At 71.0% G+C, this 7,889-nt stretch carries 9 protein-coding genes; 8 read left to right on the top strand and 1 reads right to left on the bottom strand.

Going from position 1 to position 7,889, the window contains the following annotated elements:
- Positions 1 to 371: 371 nt before the first annotated feature.
- From SSBG_RS15085 to SSBG_RS15060, 6 genes are all read left to right on the top strand, one after another.
- Positions 372 to 611, top strand: a complete 240-nt coding sequence (locus tag SSBG_RS15085; RefSeq protein ID WP_008746972.1) for a hypothetical protein — start codon at positions 372 to 374, stop codon at positions 609 to 611.
- 88 nt (positions 612 to 699) lie between these two features.
- Complete coding sequence (locus SSBG_RS15080) at positions 700 to 1,554, top strand: helix-turn-helix domain-containing protein (protein ID WP_008746971.1); 855 nt, start codon at positions 700 to 702, stop codon at positions 1,552 to 1,554.
- Between the two features lie 46 nt (positions 1,555 to 1,600).
- Positions 1,601 to 2,050 (top strand): hypothetical protein, encoded by a 450-nt coding sequence (locus SSBG_RS15075; protein WP_008746970.1) that lies wholly within the window; start codon positions 1,601 to 1,603, stop codon positions 2,048 to 2,050.
- Positions 2,051 to 2,313: 263 nt separating this feature from the next.
- Positions 2,314 to 2,487, top strand: a complete 174-nt coding sequence (locus SSBG_RS32190) for a hypothetical protein (protein WP_008746969.1) — start codon at positions 2,314 to 2,316, stop codon at positions 2,485 to 2,487.
- Positions 2,488 to 2,822: 335 nt separating this feature from the next.
- Positions 2,823 to 3,647: an RNA polymerase sigma factor SigF gene (locus SSBG_RS15065; protein ID WP_008746968.1), complete on the top strand. Its 825-nt coding sequence runs from the start codon at positions 2,823 to 2,825 to the stop codon at positions 3,645 to 3,647.
- Positions 3,648 to 3,910: 263 nt separating this feature from the next.
- A complete protein-coding gene (locus SSBG_RS15060) occupies positions 3,911 to 4,996 on the top strand; it encodes an RNA polymerase sigma factor SigF (RefSeq protein WP_037871489.1) in 1,086 nt (361 codons plus the stop codon).
- Positions 4,997 to 5,105: 109 nt separating this feature from the next.
- Here SSBG_RS15060 and SSBG_RS15055 read toward each other — a convergent pair whose 3' ends face one another.
- The gene (locus SSBG_RS15055) at positions 5,106 to 5,312 is read right to left on the bottom strand and encodes a hypothetical protein (protein WP_008746966.1); all 207 of its coding nucleotides are present in this window, start codon (positions 5,310 to 5,312) and stop codon (positions 5,106 to 5,108) included.
- A gap of 464 nt (positions 5,313 to 5,776) precedes the next feature.
- Between SSBG_RS15055 and SSBG_RS15050 the strand changes: the two genes are divergently transcribed.
- Together SSBG_RS15050 and SSBG_RS15045 are read left to right on the top strand one after the other, a co-directional pair.
- Positions 5,777 to 6,262, top strand: a complete 486-nt coding sequence (locus SSBG_RS15050; protein ID WP_008746964.1) for a MarR family winged helix-turn-helix transcriptional regulator — start codon at positions 5,777 to 5,779, stop codon at positions 6,260 to 6,262.
- A gap of 13 nt (positions 6,263 to 6,275) precedes the next feature.
- Positions 6,276 to 7,889: MDR family MFS transporter (locus tag SSBG_RS15045; protein ID WP_158677781.1), on the top strand; the 1,614-nt coding region annotated here is incomplete at its 3' end.

Raw genomic sequence — 7,889 nt, 5'->3', positions numbered from 1 at the left:
CGTCCCGTACCCCGCTCCACGCCCCGCCCCGCCCCCGCTGGGCACCCCGTTCCGCACCCCGCCCCGCCCTCCGCCGCCTGCGCAAGCCCTCGCAAGCCTCCGCAAGGGAACTCCCCCGGCACCCTCGTGACCCCGGTTCCGGCGCGCCGCAGCGGTCCGTCCCGTCCCGGTGCCCCCGGCGGCCCGTGTCCGTGCCGCCGCGCACCCCGGCCACACCCCATCATTTCCCCCAAACGAGCCCGCGAGTTTGCGCAAGTACCCGGTGCACCCGAACACCTTGCGCAAATACGCGCAAGTAACTGGTCGGTGACCCTCCGTTGCGACCATCCTTCGAGGGTCGGTCACACCAAGTTTTGAGAGAGTAACCACCCGTGGCGATTCACCTGGTGTGCAAGGATCCCGCGAGCCCGAACAACAACAGCCCGACGCTGTACTACGACGACGAGACGGACACCTTCCTGCTCCAGTCCTGGATCGTCCAGGACTCCAGCCGGCTGGACTTTCTCGGCGTTCCCGACCACGAGACCGTGGTCGAGTTCCCGAAACGGCTCTTCGCGCTCTTCCCGACCGCCGGCGAGGTGCTGGCCCTCGAACGGAGCCGTAAGAACTAACGGCATTTCAGGCGCGGTTGCGGACAAGCAGGGTGATCCGGGCGACGACGGATTGGGACGAGGCTTTGCGCACGCCAGACTGAACGGCATGTCTTCCTCCTCCGATTTCGACGCCGCACGGATCGCCCTGGGGAACCGCTTACGGGCTCTCCGCAGGCAACAAGGCATCACCGCGAGAGCGCTGGCGGCGAGATGCGGCTGGCACGAGTCGAAGATCAGCCGGATCGAGAACGGCAAGGCCCTCCCCTCCGTCCAGGACCTCACGAAGTGGACGCAGGCGTGCGGCGCCGCTGCCGGCACGGTCGGCGAACTCGTCGCCATGGCGCAGAACATCGAGCTTCTCTACGTCGAGTGGCGGCACCTGGAGCGCGACGGCCTGCGCCGCGCGCACGACCGCACCCGCCCGCTGTGGAGCGCCACCCAGCGCTTCAAGAGCTACAGCCAGTGCCTGCTGCCCGGCATCCTCCAGACCGAGTCCTACACCCGCGCCGTCCTGGCGGCGATACGGGCCCGGCGCGCCGTCCCCGACGACCTGGAGGAGACCGTACGCGCGCGCATGGAGCGCCAGCAGATCCTCAAGGACGGCGGGAAGCGCTTCGCCATCGTCCTGGAGGAGGCCGCCCTGCACTACCGGCTGGGCGACCACCAGCTGATGGTCGAGCAGTTGAGCCGGCTCATCACCGTCTCGGCGTACACCAACGTGAGCCTCGGCATCATCCCGCGCACCGCGCTGCGCGGCGGGATGTGGCCCGTCGAGGACTTCTGGCTCTTCGACGACCGCGAGGCGAGCGTCGAGACCGTCTCCGCGCTCCTGACCCTCAAGCAGCGCACCGAAGTCGCCCTCTACCAGGACGCGTTCACGCGTCTGCACAAGCTCGCGCTGCACGGCAGCGACGCGTTCCCCCTGATCATGGCGGCCTTGCCGAAGGACCTGCGCGAATAGCGCTCCGGCGGCGGGCCCCCACCGGCGCCGCACGGCTGGAGGCCCGTTGTCCCCCTCGTTCCCCCGCTTCCCCCGCAGACGTCCCCGCCTCGCGCGCCGCTCCGCCCGCCCGGGCTTCCCCGAGCCGCGCGGGCTCCGGGTGCCCTACCCGAGGACGCGGCGGCGCGGGGCCGTCGTGTCCGGCCTGGTGTGCGCGGCGGCGCTCGTCGCCCTGGCGGGCACGGACGAGGGGGACGGCACGGGCGGGCCCGGCGGCGCGGCCGGTACGCGCGAGGCGTTCCTCGGCACCCTGGAGCGGGAGCGACTGCCCGCCGAGCACGTACTGCGCAGCGGTCTCGCGCCCGCCGGAACCGTCACCCGTATCGTCCTCGACGGCACGCGGCCCGGTGGCGAGGAACTCGTCCTGCGGTGCCGGGGCGGGGGCGCGCTGCGCATCACGAGACCAGGCCCGCGCGCGCCCTCCGGGCTTCGGTGCGGCGCTGCGAGGGCGCGATGACGCGCCTGCGGCAGCCCGGTACCGCGACGGTCGAGCTGCGGGCCGACACGGCGACCGCTGACGTGGCCTGGGCGGTGACCTCGTACCGGCGGTGAGCGGGGGCGACGGGCCGGGGCGCCCGGCGGGCCCTCGTCCCCGGGACCGCTCCGGCGGGGTCCCGCGCGGAGGGACAGGCTAGACTCCCCGCGCATACCGTACGACCGCACGATGACGCCACACGGGCAAAGTGACCGGGCGTCACGCGCACAGGGGAGGGGGCCGGGGTGCCGCAGGCCAAGAAGATCGCGCTCTTCGCGGTGATCGTCTTCGTGCTGTACGTGATCATCACCGATCCCGCCAAGGCGGCCGACTACGTCCAGATGGGCTTCGAGGGCGTCTCGGACGCCGCGAGCTCCGTCGGCGACTTCATGACGTGGGTGGCCAACGGGGGCAAGTGAGCCCCGCCCCGCACGGGACCGCACAGGCCGCGTACGTCCTCCGCCGAGCCGCGCCCGCCACCGTCCCCACAACGGGCCCCCGACGCCCCGCGAACCGCGCCCGCCACCCTCCGCGAGACCGCGCCCGGCGCTCCCGCTCAGCCGCGCCCGGCGCCCTCCCCCCGGCCCGTCCCCGCGCCCGTGCCGTTGCGCGCGCCCCCTCGCGCCGCCCCTCCGCGCCCCCAACACGAGCTTCGCCGGTGCTTGCGCACGATGCGCATGTCTTGTGATGCTATGACCGCTTTTGACGGAAGAGTGAACAGGTCGGGTCAGGGACAGACCGAGGCGGAAAAGGGATGGCGATGACCGTGCCGGCCAGTACGACGCCCGCGACACCGCCGCCGACGGCGCCCCGGAGCCGGGGTGCCGACACCCGGGCCCTGACCCAGGTGCTCTTCGCCCGGCTCAAGAACCTCACCCCGGGCAGCCCGGAGCACGGGCGGGTGCGGGCCGCGCTCATCGAGGCGAACCTGCCCCTCGTGCGCTACGCGGCGGCACGTTTCCGCAGCCGCAACGAGCCGATGGAGGACGTGGTCCAGGTCGGCACGATCGGCCTGATCAACGCGATCGACCGCTTCGACCCCGAGCGCGGCGTGCAGTTCCCGACCTTCGCGATGCCCACCGTGGTCGGCGAGATCAAGCGGTACTTCCGCGACAACGTGCGCACCGTCCACGTACCGCGCCGCCTCCACGAGTTGTGGGTGCAGGTCAACAGCGCGGCCGAGGACCTGACGACCGCGCACGGCCGCTCCCCCACGACCGCCGAGATCGCCGAGCGGCTGCGCATCGCCGAGGACGAGGTGCTCGCCTGCATCGAGGCGGGCCGCTCCTACCACGCGACCTCGCTGGAGGCCGCCCAGGAGGGCGACGGACTGCCCGGGCTGCTCGACCGGCTCGGCTACGAGGACCCCGCGCTCGACGGCGTCGAGCACCGCGACCTCGTCCGCCACCTGCTCGTCCAGCTCCCCGAGCGCGAGCAGCGCATCCTCCTGCTGCGCTACTACAACAACCTGACGCAGAGCCAGATCAGCGCCGAGCTGGGCGTCTCGCAAATGCACGTGTCACGTTTGCTCGCGCGCAGCTTCGCGCGTCTCAGATCCGCAAACAGGATCGACGCGTAACCGGAACAGGTACTTTCGCTTTTGCCTCCCACCAGGCCGTGACCCGCCTGAAATAGCCCCCGAAGCCCCTTTTCCGGGGTCTGCCCGGCTGCCGTTTGTCGACATACCGCTACAGCGTGTTGCCGACATGTGACATTCTGCTGGAACGGCGTTTGCCGCAGCCCCGCCTCCGGTATTCAGGGGGAAGGCTGCGTTCCTCAGACGGGAGCGCCCGCCGCGACCGTCCGCGACCTCAAGGGGGTGGCATGTCCTCCATGTCCGCCATGTCCGCAGAACAGGGCAGCTCGAAGGTGCTCACGCTCAGCAAGGGCACCCCCGAGGGGCTCGACGGGGTGGCCGCCACGCCTCCCGTCCGGCCCTTCGCGGGCCGCAGCTCACTCGATACGGCGCTCCCGCAGCCGCGTACCGAGGCCGTCACGGAGCGCCTCGCCGAGGCCGCGACCGACACCCCGTCAGACGTGCTGCCGCCGCTCGCGGCTGACGTCCCGTTGATCGACGCGCCCCCGGCCGGCATCCCGCCGGTCGGCCCCCCGCCCGCCGGGACCCCTTCGGGAGCGGTGCCGGAGACGGGCACCGCCTCCCCCGCCGGCCTCGACACCCGCACCCTCTCGCGTGCCCTCTTCCTGCGCCTGGCGACCCTCGCCCAGGACAGCCCCGAGCGCGCCTACGTCCGCGACACCCTCATCGAGCTGAACCTCCCGCTCGTGCGGTACGCGGCGGCGCGCTTCCGCAGCCGCAACGAGCCGATGGAGGACATCGTCCAGGTCGGCACGATCGGCCTCATCAAGGCGATCGACCGGTTCGACTGCGAGCGCGGGGTCGAGTTCCCGACCTTCGCGATGCCGACCGTGGTCGGCGAGATCAAGCGGTTCTTCCGCGACACCTCGTGGTCGGTACGGGTGCCGCGGCGGCTCCAGGAGCTGCGCCTCGCGCTCACCAAGACGAGCGACGAGCTGGCACAGAAGCTCGACCGCTCCCCGACGGTGCCCGAGCTGGCGAAGGCGCTCGGCGTCTCCGAGGACGACGTCGTGGACGGGCTCGCGGTCGGCAACGCCTACACCGCCTCCTCGCTCGACTCCCCGGCCCCCGAGGACGACGGCGGCGAGGGCTCGCTCGCGGACCGCCTCGGCTACGAGGACACGGCGCTGGAGGGCGTGGAGTACCGGGAGTCGCTCAAGCCCCTGCTCGCGAAGCTGCCGCCCCGCGAGCGGCGGATCATCATGCTCCGCTTCTTCGCGAACATGACCCAGTCGCAGATCGGCGAGGAGGTCGGCATCTCGCAGATGCACGTCTCCCGGCTGCTCACGCGGACGCTGGCGCAGCTGCGCGAAGGGCTGATCGCGGACTGAGCACGGCGACGCGGTTCCGGGGCGGGCTCCCTCGACGGGGCCCGCCCCGGACGCGTACGGCCAGGCGATACGTACGGCCGGGCGCTGCCTGCGCCCGGGAAGGCGCTGGTCAGCCGACCGCCAGCCACACCACGGCGGCGATGACGACGACCGCCACGACGATGCCGATGATCACGCCGACGCGCGGTCCGGAGGACGCGGCGGGCTGCTGAGCGCCGCCCTGGCGGCGCGGCGCCTCCTCGTCCACGAAGGCGCGGAACATCTGCGTGTTGCCGGCCGGGTCGGGAGTCTGCTCGGGGCCCTGGTTGTGTGCCATGGGCGGGACCCTAGCGAATCCGGCCCCCGGCCCCAAGCCAGCCCCCCGAACAAGCCCGTTTCGTGGGGGTTTTGAGCCCGATGACGCGGCGTCACGCGCGCCCGGCGAGCCCCTGCCGCGTCTGGGGGAGGCGTTCGCGGGACGCGAGTCGGAGCCCGACGAGCGCCCCGGGGCACAGCCCCCGGCGGGCAGCCCCGGGACGTAGCCGCCGGCGGGCACGGGACGTAGCCCCTCCCGGCAGGCACGGGACGTAGCCTTCCGGCAGCCCCCGCACCGCAGTCTCCCGGCGGGGTCCGGGGCCGTGCCCCGTGCGCCGCAGCACCGCGCCGGGGCCACTCTGCGTCACCACACCCCCACCTTTACGCACCCTTTGCGAAACCTTTGACTCGCTTGGTCCGATTTCGTTTGCCTGGGGCAACCATCGGTTTTATCTTTGCCTTAAGCAACAAAAACGGGAGATCGAGATGGCCAAGCAGCCTCGATACGAGGAGCTGGCCCGTCAGCTCAGTGCCTTCGGCGTCGTCAAACGCAGCCTCGGCCGCATCCTCCCCCCCGATTGCCCCGGTGGTTCCGCCGCCGTCCTCCACCTGCTGAGCAGGTACGGAGAGATGCGGATGAGCAGACTGGCAGAGCTGCTCGCGGTGGACATGTCCGTGACCAGCCGGCACGTGGCACACGTGGCCGATCGGGGGTGGGTGGAGCGCGTGGCGGACCCGCGCGACAAGCGGTCCCGCATCCTGCGGCTCACGCCCGACGGCACGGACCTGCTGGCTCAGCTCGCCGAGCGTCACATCTCGGCGCTCTCCTACTACCTGGAGGACTGGTCCGACGAGGACGTCGACCAGCTCAACACGCTGCTCGCGCGCCTGCGCGACAGCTTCGGGGACTGCCGGACCGACTGGTCCAAGCTCCCGGACTCCATCGCACAGACCACCGGTACACCCTCGTAGAAGAAGGAAGTTCATGGCAACGACCACACCATCCGGTGTGCGGGGCAGCCATGCCAAGCACGGTTCCTCCGCACCTGGCGACAACGGCCAGGTGCAGATGAGCCACCGGCAGATCATGGAGGCGCTTTCCGGGCTGCTGCTCGGCATGTTCGTGGCGATCCTGTCGTCCACGATCGTCTCCAACGCACTGCCGGAGATCATCGGCGACCTCGGTGGCGGCCAGAGCGCCTACACCTGGGTGGTCACGGCCTCGCTCCTCGCGATGACCGCGACGACGCCGCTGTGGGGCAAGCTCTCGGACCTGTTCAGCAAGAAGCTGCTGGTCCAGATCGCCCTGGTCATCTACGTGCTGGCCTCCGCCGCCGCCGGTCTCTCGCAGAGCGCCGGAATGCTGATCATCTGCCGCGTCTTCCAGGGGATAGGCGTGGGTGGTCTCTCCGCCCTGGCCCAGATCGTCATGGCGGCGATGATCCCCCCGCGCGAGCGCGGCAAGTACTCCGGCTACATCGGCGCGACCTTCGCCGTGGCCACCGTCGGCGGCCCGCTGCTCGGCGGTGTCATCACCGACACCTCGTGGCTCGGCTGGCGCTGGTGCTTCTACGTCGGCGTGCCCTTCGCGATCATCGCGCTCGTCGTGCTCCAGAGGACGCTGCACCTGCCGGTCGTGAAGCGGAAGGTCAAGGTCGACTGGACCGGCGCCTTCTTCATCTCCGCCGCGGTCTCGCTGCTCCTGCTCTGGGTCACCTTCGCGGGTGACAAGTACGACTGGATCTCCTGGCAGACCTGGACCATGCTCGCGGGCGCGGTCGTGCTCGCGCTGGTCTTCGTCCTCGTCGAGTCGAAGGCGGCGGAGCCCATCGTCCCGCTGCGGCTCTTCCGCAACCGGACGATCACGCTCGCCTCGCTCGCCTCGCTCTTCGTCGGTATCGCGATGTTCGCGGGCACCGTCTTCTTCAGCCAGTACTTCCAGCTGGCGCGCGGCAAGTCGCCGACGATGTCCGGTGTCCTCACCATCCCGATGATCGCGGGCCTCTTCGTCTCCTCGACGGTCTCCGGCCAGATCATCACCAAGACCGGCCGCTGGAAGGCGTGGCTGGTCTCCGGTGGCGCGCTCGTCACGGCCGGTCTCGGCCTGCTCGGCACCATCGAGTACGACACCGCGTACTGGCACATCGCGATCTTCATGGCGCTGATCGGCCTCGGCGTCGGCATGATGATGCAGAACCTCGTGCTCTGCACGCAGAACCAGGTCAAGCCGCAGGACCTCGGCTCGGCCAGCTCCGTCGTCACCTTCTTCCGCTCCCTCGGTGGTGCGGTCGGTGTCTCGGCGCTCGGCGCGGTGCTCGGCAACCGGGTCAGCGACAACATCAAGGACGGCATCGCCGGCCTCGGCCCGAAGGCGGCCAAGGCCGCCGGTGGCGCGCTGGGCAACGGCGGCGGCATCCCCGACGTCAAGCTCATCCCGGAGCCCTTCAAGACCGTGGTCGAGAGCGCCTACGGTTCCGGCGTCGCGGACGTGTTCCTCTTCGCCGCCCCGTGCGCGCTGGTCGCGTTCATCGTCACGTGGTTCATCAAGGAGGTGCCGCTGCGCACCTCGATGACCCTGGAGCCGGCCACGACCGGCGCG

Origin of the sequence: Streptomyces sp. SPB074, assembly GCF_000154905.1 — a bacterium.
In the GTDB taxonomy this organism is placed as follows: domain Bacteria; phylum Actinomycetota; class Actinomycetes; order Streptomycetales; family Streptomycetaceae; genus Streptomyces.
Note: the sequence above shows the minus strand (reverse complement) of the source record. Positions and strands in the feature narration are given on the sequence as shown.